Consider the following 23,125-nt stretch of genomic DNA (forward strand, 5'->3'; position numbering starts at 1 on the left):
TTGGCGAAGGCGGGGATTTTTAGCACAAAAGTTCAATAGAATTACTACCGTTGAACCTTGCACAAAAGCTCAATCGAAGAACTTCAGCCCCGCTTTTGGCAAACCCTTGTTAGCCACAGTTTTTATTTTCGGTTAGTTCTTGTTTCAAATTGTCTGTAACTAAGTTGTTTGTAGTTAAATAACAACTCATTGTTTTTAAAAACTTCTTTGCTTGTTTTAAATAGTCTTTGTCAAATTTTGTATTGTCAACTATTTCTAAATTTCTATACGCTCTCAAAATAAATCGTCCAGCACCTTCAAAATGCTTACTTATAAATAGCGTCCCAATCAAAGACACGTAAGATACAAACTCGTATTGAATATGATTTCTTTTTAGATACTCAATTGGTAATTGCTCATTCATACTTTGAAAAGGGGAAATAATTCCAATGTCTTTCAAGTATTTTTCTTTTTCAATTACAAACCAGTCGTCCAATATTTCTCCGTTCAAATCGGTTTCAAGTTGGTAGTAACCAATTCCTTCTAAATTTTCAGTCCAATATTGGTTTTCAACATACAAACCTATTTTAGTTCTGATAATTGAAGTGCCATTTCGTCTGTCAATGTGATAGACAAATCCATCGAACTTTGTAATGATTTCGTCTTGCCTAAAACCTCCTAAAAAGTCCTTATCATCTGAGTTGTTAGCAAAAATTTTGTCAAGAGTGTCAAACGCAGTCTTTTTTAAGTCAAATGACTTAACTCTTTCTTTCAATAATAGTTCAAGTTCTTGGTCTGTCATAAAATTGTGGCTAACGTCCAAATTTACGCAATGCGATAATATGGACTATACACAATTGCGCTAATGTTGTTTTAATTTTAGTTATCTATTTGTTAATCATAAAATTAAAATTTATTATATTTGGATAAACGCACAAACTTTAAAAATGAATAAAAATTATGTAGAAGATTTTGCTACGATATTGCGCCTTCAGCGGTATGCAAAAAGCAGTATTAAAACCTATACCTCTCATTTGTCTTATTTTTTGAAACTCTCCGCAAAGTTTCAACCTGAAGATATCACACAAAAACAATTGGAAGATTTTGTTATCTGGCTCGTTGAAAAGAAAAAAGTGGGATCATCTTATCAAAAAGCAATGATTTCTACTATTGTGAAATTTTATAAAGAAACTTTTCAAAGAACAATTAATTTAAAACATCTTTACCCTCAAAGAAGTGAAAATAAATTGCCGAAATTTTTAACTAAAATGGAAGTGAAAAAGATTTTAGATTCTACTTCCAATATAAAACATAAAGCAATTCTTACAACCATTTACTCTTGTGGTCTCAGATTAGGCGAATTATTAGAACTTAAAATTTCTGATATTAAAACAGATCAGAATATTCTGCTAATCAGACAAGCAAAAGGAAATAAAGATAGAGTAGTAATGCTCTCCTTCAAACTTATTGAGCTACTGAGAGAATATTATAAAATCTATAACCCTACAAAATATTTATTTGAAGGTTCTGAAAATGAAAAATATTCTCAGAGAAGCGTTCAGCAGATTATGAAGTCATCACTGAAAAAATCTGGTGTAGATTCTCCTGCCTCCGTTCACACGTTGCGGCATTCTTATGCGACACATCTTTTAGAAAACGGGACAAATATTAGAATCATTAAAGAGCTTTTAGGACACAATAATATCAAAACAACGGAGATTTATACACATATTACGGATGTCAGCAAAAATAATATAAAAAGTCCTTTAGATTTTCTATAAAATATAAAAAACCGCCCAGAAAATCTGAACGGTTTTAAATTTATATTTTCTCAGCGACACACTGTTACATCATTCCCGGCATTCCACCTCCCATTGGCATAGCAGGTTCAGCGCTCTTAATTTCAGTGATTACACACTCAGTTGTTAAAAGCATTCCGGAAACAGAAGCTGCATTTTCAAGAGCAACTCTTGTTACTTTAGTAGGGTCAATGATTCCTGCTTCAAGCATGTTGACATACTCGTCAGTTTTAGCATTGTATCCGAAGTCTCCGCTGCCTTCAGCAACTTTGGCTACGATTACAGAACCTTCACCACCTGCATTGGCAACGATTTGCCTTAATGGCTCTTCGATGGCTCTTTTTACGATTTTAATCCCCGTAGTTTCATCAGCATTAATACCTTGAAGATTTTCTAAAGCAGAGATTGCTCTTACAAAAGCAACACCACCACCTGCAACGATACCTTCTTCAACAGCGGCTCTTGTAGCGTTCAATGCATCGTCCACTCTGTCTTTTTTCTCCTTCATTTCAACTTCAGAAGCTGCACCTACGTAAAGTACGGCAACACCACCGGCTAATTTAGCCAGTCTTTCCTGTAGTTTTTCTCTGTCGTAGTCAGAAGTTGTAGTTTCCATCTGAGCTTTGATCTGGCTTACTCTGCCTTTGATCTTGCTTTCGTCACCACCACCGTTTACAACCGTTGTATTGTCTTTATCGATGCTCACTTTTTCAGCAGTTCCCAACATATCCAGAGATACGTTTTCCATAGTGAAACCTTGTTCTTCGGAAATAACGGTTCCTCCTGTAAGGATCGCGATATCTTCCAGCATTGCTTTTCTTCTGTCCCCGAATCCCGGAGCTTTCACAGCAGCAATTTTAAGAGAACCTCTCAATTTATTAACCACTAAAGTTGCCAAAGCTTCACCTTCCACTTCTTCAGAAATAATTAAAAGAGATTTTCCACCCTGTGCAATCGGCTCAAGAACCGGAAGCAATTCTTTCATTGAAGAAATTTTCTTCTCTACCAAAAGAATGTATGGGTTATCTAGCTCAACCAGCATTTTTTCAGGGTTGGTCACAAAATATGGCGACTGGTAACCTCTGTCGAACTGCATACCTTCTACAACATCTACCGTTGTATCGATACCTTTAGCTTCTTCTACAGTGATAACACCTTCTTTACCCACTTTTCCGAAAGCCTCAGCGATCAAAGATCCGATAGTTTCGTCGTTATTGGCAGAAACTGAAGCAACCTGCTTCACCATTTCTGTAGAATCACCAACTTGCTTGGACTGTTCTTTAAGGTTAGCCACAACAGCAGTTACTGCCTTGTCGATCCCTCTTTTCAAGTCCATTGGGTTGGCTCCGGCAGCTACATTCTTAAGACCTTCTCTTACGATAGCCTGTGCCAGAACAGTAGCGGTAGTAGTACCGTCTCCTGCAATATCATTGGTTTTGGAAGCCACTTCTTTTACCATCTGCGCTCCCATATTTTCTACTCTGTCTTCAAGTTCGATTTCTTTCGCTACAGAAACACCGTCCTTAGTTACGTGAGGAGCTCCGAAAGATTTTTCGATCACTACGTTTCTTCCTTTTGGTCCTAAAGTTACTTTTACTGCATTAGCCAATGCATCCACTCCTCTTTTTAAAGCGTCTCTTGATTCAATATCGAATTTTATTTCTTTTGCCATTGTTTGTTGTATTAATGTACGATGTACAATGTACAAAGTACTTGATTTACTTTTTTAAAATTTATTTTTATCAGTCATTAATACATTGTACATTTTTACATTGTACAACGTACAGATTATTACCCGATGATTCCCAACAGATCTCCTTCCTTAACGATTAAAAAATCTTTCCCTTCCAATTTTAATTCAGAACCTGAATATTTTCCATAAAGAACTTTGTCACCTACCTGAACAGTTGTAGGCTCATCTTTTTTACCCGGGCCTACTGCTACTACTGTACCTTCCTGTGGTTTTTCTTTTGCGGTGTCCGGAATAATAATACCTGAAGCTGTTTTAGTTTCTGCAGCGATCGGCTCGATCAAAACTCTGTCTGCTAATGGTTTAAAGTTTACTGACATAATATATTTATTTTTTAATTATTCTGTAATGTAATTGTCTAAATGTGTGCCAAGCAACGGAAACGAAATTTTTGGCAGATTTTTGTTTGGGGATGTGAAATTTTGGCAGAAAAAAAGTCACCCCTGTTTGTGAGGTGACTTTGATATGTTTAATGAACCGGATGCTTTGTAAATCCTTGTGTTAATTTTTTAGCTCTTATCTGAATTCAGGTTTTAGTCTTTCTTGCCTGCTGCCTGCATTGGGTTTACCTTTCGGGTGGCTCCTCCTCTTACCGGGCCTTCTTCCTGTTTCTGTTTAAACAGCTGGAATTTTGAAGCCTGGCCTTCTGTACCGCTGCTGTTCCATAAGTTATTGGAAGTGTCAATATCCGCAGTTTCTCTCATCGGGTCAAGCTGTATCGATTTTATTTTTTTATCAAAATAATAAGTTTTTGAAACTTTCTGTTCGTTCTGTCTCCATATCTGGGCAGATGACTTATCATAAAGCTTCGATCCGTCTTCAAAAGTGAATTCAAGGATGATCGGCATTACCAGTCCGCCTTTATTCACAAAATCAATCTGGTAGCCCGTAAAATTTTTGAATTTCTCCTTATCCACGGCGTCCAGAGGAAGTGTGGCTTCCGTCTTTAATGTATATTCCTTCTCGGCATCCACTTTTTCCTGGCCTCTGTCATACCTGTAATAGAAGTCCTGCAGATCCTTATCCTTATCTACATAGAATGTGATGTTTTTATCCTCTTTGTTTCTGATTTTTGAAATATCTTCAAACGGGTTCTGAAGTGGCTTTTCCACTTTATATTTTGTTTCATTGGCTTCCTTTGGCGGTGTATTGAGGTCCGGAACGGCAACCGTTACTTTATCGATGGCAATATCTACCGGATCTGTTCCGTAAAACCAGCCTCTCCAGAACCAGTCCAGATCCTCACCGCTCGCATCTTCCATTGTACGGAAAAAATCTGCAGGTTCAGGATGCTTGAAAGCCCATCTTTTGGCATATGTTTTAAAAGCTTTGTCAAATAATTCTCTTCCCATGATCGTTTCACGGAGAATATTTAATCCTGTAGCTGGTTTTGAGTAAGCGTTCGGACCAAACTGAATGATGTTTTCAGAATTGCTCATAATCGGTTCCAGCTGGTCTTTCGGCAGCTTCATATAATCTGTGATCGTCCATGCCGGACCTCTTTTTGAAGGGAATTTGTTATCCCATTTCTCTTCCGTAAGATATTCTGTGAATGTATTCAGTCCTTCATCCATCCAGCTCCACTGTCTTTCATCGGAATTGATGATCATCGGGAAGAAATTATGTCCTACTTCGTGGATCACAACTCCTATCATGCCGTTTTTAGTTCCTTCAGAATAGGTTCCGTCCTTTTCCGTCCTTCCGAAATTGAAGCAGATCATAGGATACTCCATTCCGTTGGCCGCTTCTACAGACTGCGCCACAGGATACGGGTAAGGAATTGTGAATTCAGAATATGTTTTGATGGTGTGGGCCACTGCTTTTGTAGAATATTTTCTGTAAAGAGCATAAGCCTCTTTTGGATAGAAACTCATGGCCATCACTTTATTGTTGTTTTCAGGAATTGTAACGCGCATTCCATCCCAGACAAATTTTCTGGATGAGGTCCATGCGAAATCTCTTACATCATCAGCCGAAAACACCCATGTTTTTCGCTGTTTGGAATGATTTTTTTCAGCCTTTTTCGCTTCATCCAATGTTACGATCTCGATAGGTTCGGCAGCGCTTTCAGCTTTTCTGTACCTGGCCATCTGGTCCGAAGTTAAAACCTGCTCATAGTTTTTACATTCGCCGGTTCCGCCTACAATATGATCCGCAGGGACATTCATTGAAACTTTAAAATTTCCGAACACCAACGCGAATTCACCGCGTCCTGTGAACTGATGGTTCTGCCATCCGTGAAAATCGCTGTACACACACATTCTTGGATACCATTGAGTCATTGTATACAGGTCGTTCCCGTCTTCAGCGAAATTTTCATAACCGCCGCGGCCGCCCATTTTAATCCTGTTCGGGATATTATAGTTCCAGTCTACCTTAAAGACCAGTTTTTCTCCTTTCTTTAAAACCTTCGGCAGATCGATGCGCATCATCGTTTTGTTCACCGTATATTTCAGAGGACTTCCGGAGGCATCAGTTACCTTTTCAAGGTTCACACCATAGCCGTTGTCTTTTGCCGGAAGATCAGTTACTTTGAGCTGCTGGTCATTGGAAGAAGCCGGAAGGGTAGAGGAAGACCCGAACCCTGCATTTTTAACATTGGATTGTTGATTTTCGTCCAGCTGAAGCCAGATATAATCCAGATCATCCGGAGAATTGTTGTAATAGGTAATGGTTTCCGAACCTTTCAGGTTTCTTTTGTCTTCATCAAGGTAAGCCGTAATATCGTAGTCAGCCCTGTTCTGCCAATATCCCTGTCCAGGTGCTCCTGAAGCTGTTCTGTAAATATTGGGAGTAGGAAGAATGGTTCCAAGCTGTTCGAACCTGTTTCCGTGGTTACTTCCGGGATTATTCTGGATATTTTGTGCGGCAAAGCCTGCATATGCAAATACTGAAAATGAAAATAGGGCTGCTTTTAATTTCATTACCGAATTGATTTAATAATTATCAAAGATAATAATAAGTAGTTGAAAAGTTAAAAATGTTTCAATGTTAAAACGGAATTCTCTCCAAAGCCATTTTTAAAGATAAAGCAAATACTCCGGAAGATACAAAAAGGATCCAGTCCTTCTTGTTAACCTTAAAAATGTTCAGCAAAATAAATAAAAGGATAAGAATGGCTGATACAATGACGATCTGCCCCAGTTCCAGCCCGATATTAAAGCCTAACAAAGGAACAGCAATGCTCTGGCTTTTGGCGATCATTATCCTTGCCGTATTCGCAAACCCCATTCCATGGATGAGGCCAAAGATCAGGGCAAGATAATAATTGGCCCGCATCAGCGTCTGCTTTTTATTTTTCATCAGAATGTTATCCAGAGAAGTCAGAACAATAGTCAAAGGAATTAAAAACTCCACCCAGGCAGAAGGTACCCTGAAGACATCAAGAATGCTCAGGGCAAGTGTAATGGAATGCCCGATGGTAAAAGCTGTCACAAGAATCAGTATTTTTTTCCAGTCACTGTAAGAATATACGGCAATCAGGGCCAGAACAAAAAGCTGGTGGTCCAGTGCGTCCAGAGAAATAATGTGTTCCCAGCCGAGGTTTAAATAAAATAGAAAATCCTGCATCATAACGTAAAAATATAATGCGTACGAAAATAATGATTAATTTCGAACAAATTTTAAGGTCAGGACATATGAAGAATTTATGGCTTTTTTTATTACCGGCATTTTTGTTATTTTCTTTTTCAAAAGTGAAGCATCCTTATCATGTGGGTTCTGTAGAAGTTAATTATAATGCCAAATCACAAACTTTTGAGATCACTGGCAGGTTTTTCCTGGATGACCTGGAAAACGGACTGGGCAAAAAATACGGAAGTTCTTTCCATTTTAATGACGAAAAATATAAAGCCAGGCTTAATGAGGCACTGGAAAAGTACTGTGCAGACTATTTTAAATTAAAAGCTGACGGCAGGTTTTTAAAAGTAAATTATGTAGGGTATGAGGAAGACAGTGAGTCGGTCAATGTTTTTCTTGAATCGGAAACGGTGGCGTCGCCTAAAAAAGTAGAGACGGCAGTCAGTTTTCTGTACAATCTTTATGATGATCAAATCAATATTGTTCATCTGATTGTGAATGGTGAGAGGAAAAGTGAAAAGCTTACCTACCCGAACCGTTATCTGTACCGGCAGTTTTAATTTCGCGCTGTTTTTTAGTTTTTCATCAGATTTAACTATTAAAAACTTATAATTGGGTAGTATTTAGTTAATTAATTAATATTTTTTTTATTTTATATTTAAAAATAGTTATATTTGCATGTGTTTGCTTCAGTATAACTGATTTTTGGTTAATGATTTTAAATGAATCTGATCAAAACTTTAAAATTTACGGATGTGAGCCATGGAAGTTTTTGAATATGTCAGGTATTGCGCTTAAGTAGAGATTGAATATTTTTTTCTAAATTTACTCTGATAATGATTGTTTTTAATTGATATTCAGCAGAAATTAGAAATAAAAAGGGGATTCGTCAGAAGGCAGCGAAATGCAAGCTTTCTAAACATTTAAATCACCCAGCCAATAGTTAAACGCGATGTAAAAATTCCCACTACCATATTTAAGGCAGCAGATTCTAACAACACAAATTGTTAACAAGCACTTACGTTCCCTGTAGGTGTTTTTTATTTATGATCCATTTGAATCAGGGTATTGATTCCTTTGGCGTGAGCAAGAAGATCAGGAAAAAAATTGTTGTAACACTCCTGGAGAAAAGGTTTGTTGTCCAGGAATGCTTCGAAAACGGGAATATCCGGACTCAGGTATTTTGCTTTATTAAGAACATTGCGCATGCTGAATCTGATGGTCTGGTCCTTACGGTAATTAAACAGCCAGTCATCCTGTTCCATTTTAGCCAGCATTATCTTGAAATTTTCAGGAAGCCATTCATCATGTTCATTCAGAACTCTGTAGACCCGCAGGGAATGGGCTTTCCATTCAGCTAAAGAATGCAGGGAAAGATCGGTGGCCACGAAATAATCCATGGCAACATCCACAAAAGCACCTGCATAGAGCCTTACCAGCGGAGAAAATGCCTTTTTCGCTTCGTGTATGGCGGGATGAGAATCTGTAAATGTATCCACTGCCCTGTGCATGGTAATTCCGTCCTGGATATCTTTCGGAAAGGAATACCGGTCTTTGTTCCGGATAAAATCTTCAAGAAACTGTCCTACGATCTGTCCGTCCGAAAAAGCGAGAAAAGAATGAGCTAAATAATTCATAAACGAATATAAAAATTTTTAGACAATAACCTGCCATCTGCAAAAGTCTCTACCCAAACTCCTTTTTCTGCTTCTGTGTATTTGAAATTAATAGGGTTTAAAATGATCTTTTCCGGAGAAACCAAATGGAGGTGAAGCTCATTGTCATTCACGAAACTTTGAAACTGAACAGGATATTGAAACTGGTTTTGGATCTGGAGATCTTTATACCCATAGACTACCGTACAGTCCGAACCTAATGGAGTAAACCGCTCATGTTCTTTATAAATATCTATAGAATGTGGATGTCTTTCAATAATCCTAAGCCCTGCCTGCAGAGCAGCATAATACAGGATGGATGAAAACTGACAGATTCCGCCACCGAATCCGCTAGATATATTGTTTTTAATGAGATTTCTGCCTTCTTTAAAATGATTCTTTTGAGTCGGGTTTCCTATTAATTTCCAGAAAGAAAATACTTCACCGGGCTGAATTATCAGGTTGTGGATCTTATCACTGACCACTTTTAAATTGTGGACTTTATTTTCACTGAATACTCCCTTTTTTATAACCTGTTTGAGTTCGATGACGTGCCCACCGATTCTTTCGGTGCCATATTCACTGGCATACCGATACCGGGATTGCTGCCCATCAAAATAACGTTGTAATAATCTGATCCGCAGTTTCAGGGGATCCGGTAAAAGTTTTTTCAATACCTGTTTCATTTCTTTTCAAGTACTACAACGTTATAGGAAGCCCATTTTTTCAGAAAAGTACGGCAGAGCAGAATATCTAAGGGCAGAAAAAGTTTCCTTAAGCGATCGGGAAGTCTATGAACAGGAAAGAGCAAAATACCGATGGTGTTTTTTATATGCCATTTTTCATTTGACAATATTGAAATTTCAGAGGTTGTAAAACTATTCCCCGCGTGCCATTCTTCCTGAGGTGAAACCGTTTTTCTCCGGGCTTTTGTAGGATAGTCAAAGATTAAAATTCCATGATTTCCTAATTTTCGAAAACATTCGTCAAGGAATTTTTTTGTTTCTTCCTTTGTCTGATGCATGATCACATGAAAGCAGAATATACAGTCAAATTTTATATCAAATGGAATTTCTGAAATCTCACCGACAGCTGTTATCTTTCCCGGATTTTTTTCCGATGCAATCCTGAGCATTTTTTCACTGAAATCTACGCCATGCGTAGCCAACCTGAGCAGTCTGCCCGTTCCGCATCCCAGATCCAGAATTTTGGAATAGTCTTTATCCTTGAAAAAAGAATTTAAAAATAAGTTCTCCTGCTCATCAATATACCTTCCGTAAGAATTCCCGAACCGGTTTTCTTCATAGGTTTCTGCAAGATGATCATAGTATTCATGGATACTGTTTTTCATTATTTTAAATTCTTTCGTGAAAATAATTAATCATGCATTGTTCGTCAATATCTATTCCAACTTTTTCCGAAACTGGTATTAAAAAATTCTTTCGTGGAAATCCTCAATTTTGCTCACTTCTTCAATCTTGATTCCAAATTTTCTTTTAGGAATTTTGTTGAGGTTCGAAACAAATATTTTTTCATAGCCTAATTTTTCAGCCTCTGTAATTCTCTGTTCAACCTGTGCTATGGGACGGATTTCTCCGCTTAACCCAATCTCTCCTGCAAAACAGAAATGCTCGGAGATCGCAATATCTTCATTGGAAGACAGGATGGAAGCCACCACCGCAAGATCCAGGGCAGGATCATCCGTTTTGATTCCTCCAGTAATATTTAAAAAGACATCTTTTGCACCCAGCTGGAAACCTGCACGTTTTTCCAAGACGGCCAGCAGCATATTCAGTCTCTTTGCATCAAATCCGGTGGAACTTCTTTGAGGAGTTCCATAAACGGCTGTACTTACCAAAGCCTGAATTTCAAGCAGCATCGGTCGGTTTCCTTCCAAAGTTACGGCCACCGAGTTTCCGGAAAGCTCTTCAAATTTTTTGGTGATAAGGATTTCGGAAGGATTCCTGATCTCTTTCAATCCCTGGGAAACCATTTCATAAATTCCGATCTCGGAAGTAGATCCGAAACGGTTTTTATTGGCTCTGAGCAGTCTGAAAAGGTGATTTCTGTCGCCATCGAAATTTAAAACCACGTCTACCATATGTTCCAGCACTTTCGGTCCGGCAATCTGGCCATCTTTCGTGATATGGCCTACCAGGAAAACAGGAATGTTATTTTCCTTTGCATATTTAATGATTTCATTGGAGCATTCCCTGATCTGGGAAACGGTTCCGGGCGAACTTTCTATCAGCTGCGACTGAAGCGTCTGGATAGAATCGATGATCATAAAATCCGGTTCCAGTTTTTTGGCTTCATGAAGGATCTTTTCCAGTGACGTTTCGGTAAAAAGAAAACAGTTCGGGTTCTGAACATCTGTGAGCCTGTCCGCTCTCATTTTGATTTGTGAAGCACTTTCTTCCCCGGAAACATAAAAGACTTTTTTCTTCATCTTTAAGGCCAACTGGAGCAAAAGGGTAGATTTCCCGATTCCGGGCTCACCACCGATTAAAGTTACTGAACCCAATACGATACCTCCTCCCAGAACCCGGTTCAGTTCTTCGGAAGGTGTTTTTATTCTCGGTTCTTCGCTGGTCACCACTTCAATAATGTTGATGACATGCTGTTTTGATTTTGAAAAAGGGGGCGTTTTGGATGAGGTTTTCTCTACCACTTCCTCCACAAGAGTATTCCATTCTCCGCAGTTTTTGCATTGCCCCATCCATTGGGAATATTGGGTTCCGCAGTTCTGACAGAAATATGCTGTTTTCAGTTTTGCCATACTGCGAAGTTAAAAAAAATGAATCTCCTTTCAGAATTTTAATTAATTTTCAGATATGAAAAATATTTTAATGAGAAGTCTGGTTATATTTATTGTAATGAGTCTTCTTAATGCCCAGTTCAGCGAATGGACCTTGCATTTTTTAAAAGAAAAATCAGACGGAATAGTCATGGTGCCAATTGGTGTTTTGGTGGATTGCCTGATTGTAACGATTGTCAGTTTTATTACGGTATTACTATTCAGAAAGAACTACAGTTCAGTTTTAAGAATTGCGGTTTTATTTGAAATTATTTATTTACTCACATTAATCATTTCAGGAACAAATCCCTTTGCCTATTTTTCAAATAAAACAGATGCAGGACTTCTAGCTTTATTCATTTATATAAATTCTTTCGTTGTATTTCTTATCGTATGTATTTTCCATTTGATCTATTTTAAAATAATTGCATCCAAAATTAAAAACTATCCTACATCAAGAACCAGATAATCAATATGTATTATCTTTACTCAACTAAAAATAAGTTATAATGAAAAAAGTACTTTTATCTTTCGTTTTTACGCTGTTAAGCGTTCTGAGTTTTGCGCAAACCGAATGGGCGGCAGATCCTATGCATTCTTCTGTAAATTTTAATATCAAACATATGGGTATTAGTTTTGTACAGGGAAGGTTCGATTCATTTAAAGGAAGAGTAACCGCTGAAGGCACTAATTTGGATAATGCTGTTTTTGATTTTGTAGTAGAAGTGAATTCTATTAATACAGGTGTAGATATGAGAGATAAGCACCTTAAAAGTGCCGATTTTTTTGATATCGATAAATATCCTGCAATGAGTTTTAACAGCACATCCATCACCAAAAACAAAAATAATACCTACACACTGAAAGGAAACTTAAAAATTAAGGAAACTGTAAAAGAGATCAGTGTTCCCGTAACGTTTGGAGGTGTTGCTAAAAACCAGCAGGGAAAAGAAGTGATGGGTTTCCAGACCAAATTCACAGTGAACCGCTTAGACTATGGGATTAAATACGACCCGACTGGTGCAGGTGTAGCTAAAGATGTAGAAGTAAGCTTATACTTTGAGTTGGTAAAACAATAGTTCTATTACTAATTGAGTATAAAAAAGGTTTTCCAATCTCTTGGAAAACCTTTTTTTATTAGAATTTAACTCGCGTAGATTCAGTTGATTAGGTAGGTTTAACGCAAGCATCTGTTCCATCTGCTCAATCTGCGCGAGATTATTTTTTAGTTTTAAAAATTAATCTTCCCTGAAGAAACCGTGAAAATGCCATAATCATCGATCACCATATTCTCCTTTTGGATACCGCTGTATTTCATCACCCTGTCAAGCTCTTTCTGCGAACGTCTCCTCATGATCCAGTCCTTGTTCTGATGGTTATTCAAAACATAAGCAATCATCTTCAGCTGCGGATGCCACGGCTGTCCTGTATAAACAACAAAAGAATTTTTTTCAGAGATAGAAGTGACTCCTTTAACAGCTTTAACGGCCATTTCATTGTCTCCGAACAGTTCAAGAATTCCGGAAATAATGGTGATATTCGGTTCAAAATCCAGTTTTTTATAGGTTTCAGGATCAAAACAGTCAAAATTGGTAAAACGGACGTTCTGATAATTTTTCTCTTTGATTACCTGTTCTCCGATTTCGATATTGGCTTTTACGAATTCATTGATAACGATTTCGGCATTAGGATATCTTTCTTTAATATCGAATAAATAATTTCCCGTTCCGCCTGCAATATCAAGAATTTTAATTTTCCGGCCTTCCTTTTTGAGACTTTGGATGTTCTTCTCCAAAAGCTGGATCAGATGTCCCTTACGGATTCGGATACCTTTCCACCCGATGGCATTGAGGTAATTTTTATCCATCATTTTTCCAAAACCGAATTTTCCGCCTGGCTGATTCTGGTAGACATAATGAAGCGAAGCACCGGAATCAAAGCCGTGTTTCAGTCCAATGGCCATCCCGTTACTTATCTTTCCGATATTGTTGAGCGAAAATTTCTGAAACTTAAAATTCAGATTATTGCCGATATTCTTCTGAAGGTCTTCATATTCCTTTACCGAAAAGCGGTCAGGATGAAGAGAATTCGTTTTAGAGGTTCTGCCGAAACATTTTCCGGCAAAATCTGCAACCTTGTCGTATACTTTTTCTTTTCCGGTATCAAACAGAATCCCGTGGAAAAATCCGGGCAGCACTTCGTATTTTTTCAGATCCGTATCCAGTTTATCATAAAATATCTTCTGTTCCTTATTGAAAACCACATGGTCTTTTTCCGCAACCAGAATCAAAGTTGGTGTATCAATAGCTTCGGCATCTTCTACCAGGCGTTTTCCGGCTTTTGCAAGGTCTATGAGAAGTTCAGCGTCTATAGATCTTGTGATCAGAGGGTCGGTGTCATAAGCTTTCTGCTGTTCCGGGTCGTGGGTCAGCATTGTAGATTTTACATAGCTTTTGATGATCAGTCCCTTTTTCAGCTTTGTTCCAAGCGTAATCATTTCATTAGCCAGAGGAACAATAAGGTTGATTTTGAAAGCAGGAGCCAGAAGTGCCATTCCTGCAATATCCGGAGCGAAATCGTGGACCCAGGCTGAAGCAACAACGCCTCCGATACTGTTAGCCAAAACAAAAATATCCGAAATTTTTACATCAAATTCTGATCCTAAAAATTTGGAAAAAGAATCCAGATCGCGCACATAATCCATGAAAATGGAAGACGTTGCAGTCTCTGTATGCCCATGTCCCCGGAGATCAAAAGCAAAAATATTGTAGTTTGAAAACTGTGCCGACTGGGCAATATCATTCAGTCTTTCCGAATGCTCGTGGCCCCGGTGGATGATGATGATGTTTTTCTGCTGAGGCTGGTAATTCCATTCACGGTAGAAAATAGTACTGCCGTCAAAACTCTTAAAGTGTCCGCTGTTCATAGTTTAAATTTTTTTCAGAAAATCCTTCAGATAAGGATGGATTACCGCATTTTTATGAATGTCTTTCATGGTTTCTGCTGCTTCATCTACGGGTAAAGATAGAATATTTTTCATTACTAAAATACCTATAACACTGCTTCTTGTAAAGCCCATGGTACAATGGATGAATATTTTTCCTTCTGCCGGAAGTTTTTTATAGTTCTCTGTAATTTCTGTAACCAGTTTTTTTGTACTGTGTATATCAAAAGTTCCGATATCCAGAAAAGGATATGGGTGATAGGCTGATTTGTTTTTTAACCCGGATGTTTCCTCAATTTCTGCTGAAAGATCATACACCAAAGTAGAGCTGTTGATCTCAAAATAATGCAGATCTTCGGGTCCTGGCCTTGAAGAAATATAGATGCGGGGAACAATCTCCAGCGGTCTTCTGTTCTTCCTTAAAAATTTCCAGAAAATCCGATACACCATCAGATAAGGAGCATAGAAGATATTTCGCCACAGTGAAATATTCCCATTTTTGTCTTTTAAAAAATGGACACTGTTCTTCTGATAATGATAACCAATGATGATTGACATTACAGCAGGCCAAAATAAAATCAGCCATAAATGCCCGCAGTATTGATCCAGAAGCAATGCTGCAGAGATCAGCATCCACCCAAAAAGAAAGTAAAAATTGGCAACATGGAAATTTCTGTATTGAAAATCATGTTGACGGTAAGGGAAAAAGATAAAACTGATATGGGCAAGAACCGTTCCCGAAAGAATATCTATGAAATGATGCTGGTAGGTCGTCAGTGTCGAGACACCCAGCAAAATAAGCCACAGCATTAAAAAGGTCCGGGCTTTTTTTAAGCTTCTGAAAACGGTCCAGAAAATAAAAGCATAAACGATATGCAGCGACGGAGACTGGTTAAAAGGTGAATCAAATATCTTTAGAAACTGAAAGGAGTAATTTAATACAGAGCTGTTTGTCCCGGGTTTTACCAAAGAAAAACGGAGCGGAAACATAATGAAAAAAAGACCTGCAGCTATGGTTACGAAAAGCATTCTCTTTGTTAAAACTTTAAGCTGTTCATGATCTTTAGCCATAAAAAATACTGAACAGAAAAAAATACCACTGGTCATATACGGGATAATGCTCCATGGCAGAAATGGAATATGTTTTTCAAAATCGAATACAAAAGACGGAATTTTTTCAGCCTTTGAAGTGTACCATGCCGCAAAATTGTAAACAATTAGGAATACAATTCCACAAAGGGAGAAGGCATACAATTGCTGTTTTAAGGTCGGTCGTCTTTCATCCATTTGGCTTTCCTGTACATGATGATATTTAACAAAGGAGAAGGAAGTAAGGATAACGATTTCATCATCCATTTCATTTTTATAGGGAAAATAATCAGCTTTTCTTTTCTTTCAATGGCTTCGGAAATAATCGCTACGGCAGTTTCAATATCCGTAAGAAAAGGTTTCTTGCCCAGATCATTATTATTCAGCTGTCTTAATTTTTCGGTGTCTACATATCCGGGAGCAATGGCCGTTACTGATATACCAAAAGGACTAAGGGCACGGCGGTATGCATCAGCAATCTGGATCACAGATCTTTTTGTTTTGGTATAAAGGCTGGAATTTTCATACTCTAGGATTCCGGAAACAGACGCAATGACCGCAATACTTCCTTTATTCTGTCCTTTCATTGCTTTTCTGGCTGCTTCAAAACAATTGACGGTTCCCAGGATATTGGTCTGAAGCATCTCTTCAGCTTCCTCATAAGAAATTTTTCCTGCGACATCTTCTGCATAACTTCCTGCGCAGTTAATGAAAATATCAAGACTGTTTTTCCCGGTTGTAAACGAGTTCAGTGCAGCAGCAATAGAGTCTATATCACAAACGTCAGCGCGAAATGGTTTTAAATTTTCATGACGATTTTCAGGAATCTTTTCCGGATTTCTTCCGCAGATTCCTACATCATATCCTTTTTGGAGATAATGCCGGGCAAGAGCATAGCCGATACCGGAAGTTCCGCCTGCTATAAAAACATTCATGAGGCTGTAGTGATTTGAATTTTGTGTAAAAATAGATTTTAAAACTGAAAACCGGAGGGTAGACTGAATTTTTATCAACACAAAAGGGCGGTTTTTTAGAAAATAAAATATTTTCAATACATCAATAGAAGCGGACTTTGGCCCGTTTAAACAAAAATAAGTACATAAGGCTTTAGTCAAAACTATCTACAAAAATTATCTTCTGATCGATTTTATGGTCTGATCAAAACCATACTGCCACTGCATTTCCATATCTTCTGCAAACTGCCTGTATGTTTTCGGGAAAGAAAAATCAATTTCAAATCTCCGCCAGTTAATGCCCTTTTTAAGATAATGTCCTTTTAAATCCTTTTTAATATCCGTTGTGTCAATCCGGAAATCCACCGGGAATTTTTCAATCTCTGAAAGTCTTTCATTACCGCTGAAACCGAGCACAGCACGTACAAAAGCTTCTTCCACAGAACTGTAAGGCTGTTTTTTTTCAATGATGATTTCGTCTGCAAGATGTTTGGCCAGTTCAATAGGAATGAGGTCAACAGCTCCACCGGCAAAGTATTTTCCCTGAAGAGAAACAGGCTCTACATAAAACATATCAGAAACGGAAATCCGGGTACTTTCCAGTAAGGAAATATCGGTTTTTATTACCGGAAGTGTTTCCACAGCACTGTTTAATACATTTTCAGATTTGATAATGATTTGTTCCGGATTGATTTTTCCTGCAGTCTCCGGATCAGTGAAAATCACTTTTTGGTAAAGCTTTCTGCTGTTTCTTTTTTGTCCTGTCTCTTTTGGATCAAAAAGCATCTCTGAACCAATGATCACTGTTGGTATTCTTTGTGAAAACTGAGCATTTTTTAATGAAGGAAAAACCATGGACAGGTCCTGAGGCATTTCGACGAGATATCTGCTGAAAACATCTTCAATAAATGGAGCGTTTCTTTTTTCTGATAATTTCTTTAATGAGAAAAGTCCAATCTGGGAAAGCTTTTTATGCTTTGTCAGCACTGTTCCTGATACAAAACGGAAATATTCTTCTGATTTCAGGTACTCCTTTCTGGAAATACTGTCAGGAAAAGCATTGATAACAGCTGCGGCAAATGCTCCTCCGCAGGAAGCGATCAGTACATCAGGCTTCATATCCATTTCTTCCAGGGCAGCAAACATTCCCAGGTAGATCATCAGCCGGGTTCCGCCTCCGGAAAATAGAACCGCTCTTTTAAATTTTTCACTCATGATTCTACCTTTTGATAAGAAGTGAAAATATCCAGAAAAAAATGGGAGCATTGAAGATCAGGCTGTCCATACGGTCCAGAAGGCCGCCATGTCCGGGAAGCAGGGTTCCGGTATCTTTTATGCCGGCTTTTCTTTTCAGATAAGACATGAAGACATCACCGGAAAATCCTGAAATCCCCAGAATAATCCCTAAAATGGTATTAACCGGAATATCTGTCTTCAATAAGAAAAAACCTAAAATATTACTTAACAGCACAGTAAGAAAAATACCACCGATAAATCCTTCCACAGTCTTATTTGGACTTATTTGAGGGGTAATTTTATGTTTCCCAAAAAACTTGCCCATCAGATACTGGAAAACATCATTCAATTCCGTCACGACAACAATGAAAATAATAGCATTCAGTCCGGAAACCATTTCCCTGATAAATAAAAGATGCGGAAAAGCAAATAGGCAAACCAATAAAGCCACGATTATTCCGTAAAACTGCCTTATGGATGTTTTTAATAAAATGAAATACAACAATACAATGGCCGTCACAACAGCACTATAAATAAAATAGCTTTCAATGCTAAAAAAATATAACAGGAAAAACTGGGCGGTCCCAACAAACAATGACGGAATAATCCGGTTCGAACTGATCCTGAACAGTCGCATGAATTCAAAAAAACACTGAAAGCTGATCCATGCAACGAAAATTTTCATGGCAAGGGGATGGGAAATCCCCAATGCGAAAACAATAATGATATAGATCCATGTTTTTACCCTTAAAGGAACGTCTGCAAATTTATTTTCTTCAGGCTTCATGCAGTGATTTCTTTAAGCGGATGTACGTGCTGATCGTCAACAGAAGAATAATAAGCCCGAAAATATATAATGAAATTCCTGAAATCTCTGCTCCGAAAAATACAACTACACCATAGATTCCCAGGATCAGGGCGCGGTCGCTTTTTCCCATGGGGCCATCGTAGCGTCGTTCTTTTCCGACAATTTTCCCCATCAGTCCGGCAAATTCATTGACGATGCTTAATACAATAAAGATAATGATCAGGTATAAGCTTTCAGGCTGGAATTTTAGCAGCGGAAAAAAAATGATCACATCAGAAACAATGTCGCCGACTTCGTTTAAAACTTCTCCCAATCTGCTGGTCTGGTTGAATTTTCTGGCCATCATTCCGTCCAGTGCATTCAAGGCCATTCTTACAAGCAACCCGATGGGAAGGCTCAGGAAAAACCATTCTGACTGATCTGCATTCCAGAATAATACGCCAATAATCAAAGACAGCAAGATGGAGCTTACCGTGATCTGGTTGGCGGTGACCGTGTTCTTATGCAGGAATAATAAAACCGGGGTGAGCAGCTGCTGGAATTTTGGTTTTAGTTTATATACCGAAATCATGATGGTTATGGCTATTTGTCATTGTGTTTATCAAATATAGATAAAATTTTTGATCAGAATTTATAATTGATACAGGAGGTTTTTCCGTTTTCAAAATTTAAAAAATTGCTTTGTATCTCTTTTTCCCATAACTTTGCACAAACCTAATCTAATGAGTAAAAAGAATACAAAGTACATCTTTGTGACAGGAGGTGTAACTTCATCTTTGGGAAAAGGAATCGTGTCTGCTTCTCTGGGACTTTTGTTAAAATCACGCGGTTTTAACGTAACGATCCAAAAACTGGATCCTTATATCAACATCGACCCGGGAACACTGAATCCATATGAACACGGAGAATGCTATGTAACCGAAGATGGTGCAGAAACGGATCTGGATTTAGGTCACTACGAGCGTTATTTGGATGCTCCTACTTCCCAAAACAACAACGTTACTACAGGGAAAATCTACCAAACAGTTATTGAAAAAGAAAGAAAAGGAGATTTCTTGGGAAAAACAGTTCAGGTAATTCCCCATATCACCAACGAGATCAAACGCAGAATCAAAATGCTTTCCAAGCAGAACTACGATATCATCATTACCGAGATCGGAGGAACTGTAGGGGATATTGAATCTCTTCCATACATTGAAACAGTTCGCCAGTTGAAATGGGAGCTTGGTGAGAAAAATTCTATGGTGATTCACCTTACATTACTGCCTTACCTGGCTTCAAGCGGTGAATTGAAAACAAAACCTTCACAGCATTCCGTTCGTCAATTAATGGAAAGCGGGATCATGGCAGATGTCTTGGTCTGCAGAACAGAACATACGATTCCAAAAGATCAGAGAGCAAAATTGGCTCAGTTCTGTAATGTTTCTTTGGATAATGTAATTGAATGTAAAGATCTTGAAACGATCTACGAGGTTCCGATCTATCTTCAGAAACAAAATTTTGATGATGTCGTTTTAAAAGAATTAGATCTGAAAAATGATAAAGAAGCTGATCTTAAAGACTGGAAAACTTTCCTTAAAAAATTCAAAAACCCTAAGAAATCTATAGAAATTGCCTTAGTAGGAAAATATATTTCTCTGCAGGACTCTTATATTTCTATTGCTGAAGCTTTCAAACATGCAGGGGCAAGTCTTGAAACTGAAGTGAAAGTAAGATGGGTATACAGTGGAGATATCACAGCTGACAATATTAAAGAGACTTTAAATGGTGTGGACGGAATTCTTATCGCTCCGGGTTTTGGCGATAGAGGAATAGAAGGAAAAGTACTTACTGCCCAGTATGCACGAGAAAATAAAGTTCCGATGCTGGGGATTTGTTTAGGAATGCAGATCATGACTATTGAATTTGCAAGAAACGTTCTTGGTCATTCAAAAGCCAACTCAATGGAATTTGATACTTCTACACCGGATCCTGTAATCTCTATCATGGAAGAGCAGAAAAATATCGTGGATAAAGGAGGTACAATGCGTCTTGGAGCCTGGAAATGTTCACTGAAGAATGCTTCTAAGCTATATGATATTTACGGAGCTAAAAATATTTCTGAAAGACACCGTCACCGTTATGAATTCAACAGTGACTATCTTCAGGAATTTGAAAAGAACGGTTTCCTGGCAACAGGTACAAACCCTGAAACAGGTCTTGTAGAGGCTCTTGAGCTTCCTGACCACCCATTCTATGTGGGAGTTCAGTACCACCCGGAATATAAAAGTACAGTAGCAACGCCGCATCCTCTTTTCAGAGCTTTTATAAGGGCTTGCGAAAAGAAATAAGGTAATTGTCTACCATAAACGTCTTCTCATAAACTCAGGCTGATTATTCTCAGCTTGAGTTTATTATATAGTAACATGGTAATGCATAGAGTTTTGATAAAAAAACAGTATTTTTGTCAGCTCAAAAAGAAGCACAATGTGATGCTTGACTCAATTTAAAATTTTAATATAAAAATAAAATGCAACAAAACAAAGGAATCGATAAAAGTCAAATGATCAGTTTTGCGGTTTTATGTTTGGTTCTTTTCGGATTCATGTTCTATTTCCAGAACAAGCAGTCGAAAGAAGAGCAGGTAAAAGCTCAGGAACAGAAAACTGAGCAGGTAAAAAATGCTGTAAAACAGACTCAGGCAAGCAATATCAATCCAAATGTGACTTCTGGTGCTATTCAGACTGCCAGTTTGAGCAACAAAGAACTGAATGTAGAATTCTCAAGCTTAGGAGGGCAGGTTTCTAAAGTACAGCTTTCAGAATACAAAGCATACGACCATAAAACGGATAAGGCAGATCTTCCGCTTTATCTCATCGATAAAAAGAACTCCAACTACGGCTTTCAGTTTAAAGACAAAACCGGAAAGGTTATCAATACTAAAGACTTAGTTTTTACGCCCGCTGTTAATGGGAATGCTGTAACGATGACTGCCACTTATAACAATGCTGTTATTCAGTTCATTTATACATTACTTCCAAAATATACATTAGACTTTAAGGTAAGAACAAAAGGACTTGCTGCTGTTACTTCTGATAATAAAGCAGATTTTATCTGGGATTACAGTGTAAGAAACCTTGAAAAGGGTAGAGCACAGGAACAGTCTCACTCAGAATTCTCATATGCATTCAATAATTATAAGGATTATGATTATGATGGAAGAACAGAGATGAGTGAAGAAAAAGAAACTCTTAACTGGATTGGTGTAAAACAGCAGTTCTTCTCATCTGTGATCGAGGCTAAAAACGGGTTCACACAGAGTAAAGGAAATCAGGAAGCTATTGAAGAGGGCGAATATCTGAAGAAACTTAATTTTGAGGGATTCGTACAGATGACAGGCAGCGAATTGAACCAGGACTTCACATGGTATTTTATGCCACTTGATTTACCGTTGTTAAAATCATATGACAAAAATTTTGACGAAATTTTACCATTAGGATGGTCTTTTATCGGTTGGATGAACCGTTACTTCTTTATGTGGCTGTATAGTGTTATTGCCGGGTGGGGATTATCAGCAGGCTGGGTGATTTTCTTAATGACAATCATTGTAAAATTAATCTTATCGCCGATTATGTATAAGCAGCATAAGTTAAGCGCGATGATGAAAGTGATCCGTCCTGAAATTGACGAGGTAAATGCGAAGCTGAAGGATGCAGATCCAATGAAGAAGCAGCAGGCTACGATGGAAATCTACCGAAAGGCAGGAGTGAACCAGATGGCAGGATGTCTTCCGGCGCTGGTACAGATCCCGATCTTCTATGCCTTGTTCCGTTTCTTCCCGAACTATATTGATTTGAGAGGCCAGGGATTCTGGTTTGCAAAAGATTTAACGGCTTATGACGATTTGATTAAATTACCATTTAAAATTCCTTTCTTAGGAGATCATTTAAGTGTATTTGCATTAGCGTGTACGATTGTAATTTTGATTTATACCGTAATGACTTCAGGAAATATGCAGCAGCCTCAGCAGGAGGGAATGCCAAACATGAAAGTGTTGATGTACATCTTCCCAATTACGTTCCTATTCTTCCTTAACACATCAGCATCTGGTCTTTCCTGGTACTATTTCGTATCCAATGCGATCAACATTTTAATTATCCTCGTTATTAAATACGTGATATTGGATGAAAAGAAAATCCATGCGCAGATTCAGGCGAATAAAGAAAAACCGAAATCAGAAGGCAAGTTCCAGAAGAAAATGAGAGAGATGATGGAGAAAGCTCAAAATCAGCAGCAGATACAAGAGCAGCAGAAAAAAAAGAAATAAGATAACATTTTATGATAACAAAAGAGAAGCAAATTTTGCTTCTCTTTTGTATTTTTAATCACAAGGTTTTGGGACGGGTTGATTCATGTGTGGGCATGGTGTACCACAGGGACAGATTTGTCCACCCATAATCTGTTTTAGCTGACTTTTGCTAATTAATTTAGCATTTGCAATTTTTGTAGCGTTTTTCATATTTTAATATTAAAAATTGTTTTTTTATCTCTTGATAA

21 protein-coding genes are annotated in these 23,125 nt (G+C 38.0%); 6 read left to right on the plus strand and 15 right to left on the minus strand.

Annotation, left to right across the window (positions count from 1 at the left end):
* Positions 1-109: 109 nt before the first annotated feature.
* The gene (locus tag IX38_RS04515; protein ID WP_034702173.1) at positions 110-781 is read right to left on the minus strand and encodes a hypothetical protein; all 672 of its coding nucleotides are present in this window, start codon (positions 779-781) and stop codon (positions 110-112) included.
* Positions 782-926: 145 nt separating this feature from the next.
* On the opposite strand from IX38_RS04515, the gene IX38_RS04520 reads away from it, so the two are divergent.
* Positions 927-1,760, plus strand: coding sequence for a tyrosine-type recombinase/integrase (locus tag IX38_RS04520; RefSeq protein WP_034702176.1), 834 nt, complete (start codon positions 927-929; stop codon positions 1,758-1,760).
* Positions 1,761-1,824: 64 nt separating this feature from the next.
* On the opposite strand, the gene groL is transcribed toward IX38_RS04520, so the two are convergent.
* The 4 genes from groL to IX38_RS04540 all read right to left on the minus strand — a co-directional run bounded on the left by groL (position 1,825) and on the right by IX38_RS04540 (position 7,098).
* Positions 1,825-3,450: a chaperonin GroEL gene (gene groL / locus IX38_RS04525; protein WP_034702178.1), complete on the minus strand. Its 1,626-nt coding sequence runs from the start codon at positions 3,448-3,450 to the stop codon at positions 1,825-1,827.
* A 119-nt stretch (positions 3,451-3,569) separates the two neighbouring features.
* Positions 3,570-3,848: a co-chaperone GroES gene (locus tag IX38_RS04530; RefSeq protein WP_034702180.1), complete on the minus strand. Its 279-nt coding sequence runs from the start codon at positions 3,846-3,848 to the stop codon at positions 3,570-3,572.
* A gap of 213 nt (positions 3,849-4,061) precedes the next feature.
* On the minus strand, positions 4,062-6,452 hold the full coding sequence (locus IX38_RS04535) for a M1 family metallopeptidase (protein WP_034702181.1): 2,391 nt from the start codon (positions 6,450-6,452) through the stop codon (positions 4,062-4,064).
* Positions 6,453-6,519: 67 nt separating this feature from the next.
* Positions 6,520-7,098: a HupE/UreJ family protein gene (locus IX38_RS04540; protein ID WP_034702533.1), complete on the minus strand. Its 579-nt coding sequence runs from the start codon at positions 7,096-7,098 to the stop codon at positions 6,520-6,522.
* A 125-nt stretch (positions 7,099-7,223) separates the two neighbouring features.
* Here IX38_RS04540 and IX38_RS04545 point away from each other — a divergent pair, with 125 nt between their 5' ends.
* On the plus strand, positions 7,224-7,667 hold the full coding sequence (locus IX38_RS04545; RefSeq protein ID WP_228377910.1) for a DUF6702 family protein: 444 nt from the start codon (positions 7,224-7,226) through the stop codon (positions 7,665-7,667).
* Positions 7,668-8,147: 480 nt separating this feature from the next.
* Here the strand turns inward: IX38_RS04545 and IX38_RS04550 are convergent, their stop codons facing one another.
* The 4 genes from IX38_RS04550 to radA form a co-directional block, all read right to left on the minus strand.
* A complete protein-coding gene (locus IX38_RS04550) occupies positions 8,148-8,744 on the minus strand; it encodes an acyl carrier protein phosphodiesterase (protein ID WP_034702187.1) in 597 nt (198 codons plus the stop codon).
* The gene (locus IX38_RS04555; protein ID WP_034702536.1) at positions 8,741-9,436 is read right to left on the minus strand and encodes a VanW family protein; all 696 of its coding nucleotides are present in this window, start codon (positions 9,434-9,436) and stop codon (positions 8,741-8,743) included. The genes IX38_RS04550 and IX38_RS04555 overlap by 4 nt, the downstream gene beginning before the upstream one ends.
* 8 nt (positions 9,437-9,444) lie before the next feature.
* Complete coding sequence (locus tag IX38_RS04560; protein ID WP_034702190.1) at positions 9,445-10,113, minus strand: class I SAM-dependent methyltransferase; 669 nt, start codon at positions 10,111-10,113, stop codon at positions 9,445-9,447.
* A 78-nt stretch (positions 10,114-10,191) separates the two neighbouring features.
* Positions 10,192-11,541 (minus strand): DNA repair protein RadA, encoded by a 1,350-nt coding sequence (gene radA, locus IX38_RS04565; RefSeq protein WP_034702195.1) that lies wholly within the window; start codon positions 11,539-11,541, stop codon positions 10,192-10,194.
* Between the two features lie 55 nt (positions 11,542-11,596).
* Between radA and IX38_RS04570 the strand changes: the two genes are divergently transcribed.
* Both IX38_RS04570 and IX38_RS04575 read left to right on the plus strand, forming a co-directional pair.
* Positions 11,597-12,028 (plus strand): hypothetical protein, encoded by a 432-nt coding sequence (locus tag IX38_RS04570; RefSeq protein WP_034702198.1) that lies wholly within the window; start codon positions 11,597-11,599, stop codon positions 12,026-12,028.
* Between the two features lie 40 nt (positions 12,029-12,068).
* Entirely contained in the window at positions 12,069-12,638 is a 570-nt protein-coding gene (locus tag IX38_RS04575) for a YceI family protein (RefSeq protein ID WP_034702202.1), read from the plus strand.
* A 152-nt stretch (positions 12,639-12,790) separates the two neighbouring features.
* Here IX38_RS04575 and IX38_RS04580 read toward each other — a convergent pair whose 3' ends face one another.
* The 6 genes from IX38_RS04580 to IX38_RS04605 form a co-directional block, all read right to left on the minus strand.
* Complete coding sequence (locus IX38_RS04580; protein ID WP_034702204.1) at positions 12,791-14,485, minus strand: bifunctional alpha/beta hydrolase/class I SAM-dependent methyltransferase; 1,695 nt, start codon at positions 14,483-14,485, stop codon at positions 12,791-12,793.
* A 3-nt stretch (positions 14,486-14,488) separates the two neighbouring features.
* Positions 14,489-15,859: a phosphatase PAP2/dual specificity phosphatase family protein gene (locus IX38_RS04585; protein WP_084680198.1), complete on the minus strand. Its 1,371-nt coding sequence runs from the start codon at positions 15,857-15,859 to the stop codon at positions 14,489-14,491.
* Positions 15,766-16,527: an SDR family NAD(P)-dependent oxidoreductase gene (locus IX38_RS04590; RefSeq protein WP_034702211.1), complete on the minus strand. Its 762-nt coding sequence runs from the start codon at positions 16,525-16,527 to the stop codon at positions 15,766-15,768. The genes IX38_RS04585 and IX38_RS04590 overlap by 94 nt, the downstream gene beginning before the upstream one ends.
* Positions 16,528-16,722: 195 nt before the next feature.
* Positions 16,723-17,760 (minus strand): patatin-like phospholipase family protein, encoded by a 1,038-nt coding sequence (locus IX38_RS04595; protein WP_034702214.1) that lies wholly within the window; start codon positions 17,758-17,760, stop codon positions 16,723-16,725.
* A 4-nt stretch (positions 17,761-17,764) separates the two neighbouring features.
* Positions 17,765-18,568 (minus strand): phosphatidate cytidylyltransferase, encoded by an 804-nt coding sequence (locus tag IX38_RS04600; protein ID WP_034702216.1) that lies wholly within the window; start codon positions 18,566-18,568, stop codon positions 17,765-17,767.
* Complete coding sequence (locus IX38_RS04605) at positions 18,558-19,160, minus strand: CDP-alcohol phosphatidyltransferase family protein (protein ID WP_034702219.1); 603 nt, start codon at positions 19,158-19,160, stop codon at positions 18,558-18,560. The genes IX38_RS04600 and IX38_RS04605 overlap by 11 nt, the downstream gene beginning before the upstream one ends.
* 151 nt (positions 19,161-19,311) lie before the next feature.
* On the opposite strand from IX38_RS04605, the gene IX38_RS04610 reads away from it, so the two are divergent.
* On the plus strand, positions 19,312-20,919 hold the full coding sequence (locus IX38_RS04610) for a CTP synthase (RefSeq protein WP_034702223.1): 1,608 nt from the start codon (positions 19,312-19,314) through the stop codon (positions 20,917-20,919).
* Between the two features lie 179 nt (positions 20,920-21,098).
* A complete protein-coding gene (yidC, locus tag IX38_RS04615; protein ID WP_034702226.1) occupies positions 21,099-22,895 on the plus strand; it encodes a membrane protein insertase YidC in 1,797 nt (598 codons plus the stop codon).
* Positions 22,896-23,125: the final 230 nt, after the last annotated feature.

This window comes from Chryseobacterium luteum (assembly GCF_000737785.1).
Classification (GTDB): Bacteria; Bacteroidota; Bacteroidia; order Flavobacteriales; family Weeksellaceae; genus Chryseobacterium; species Chryseobacterium luteum.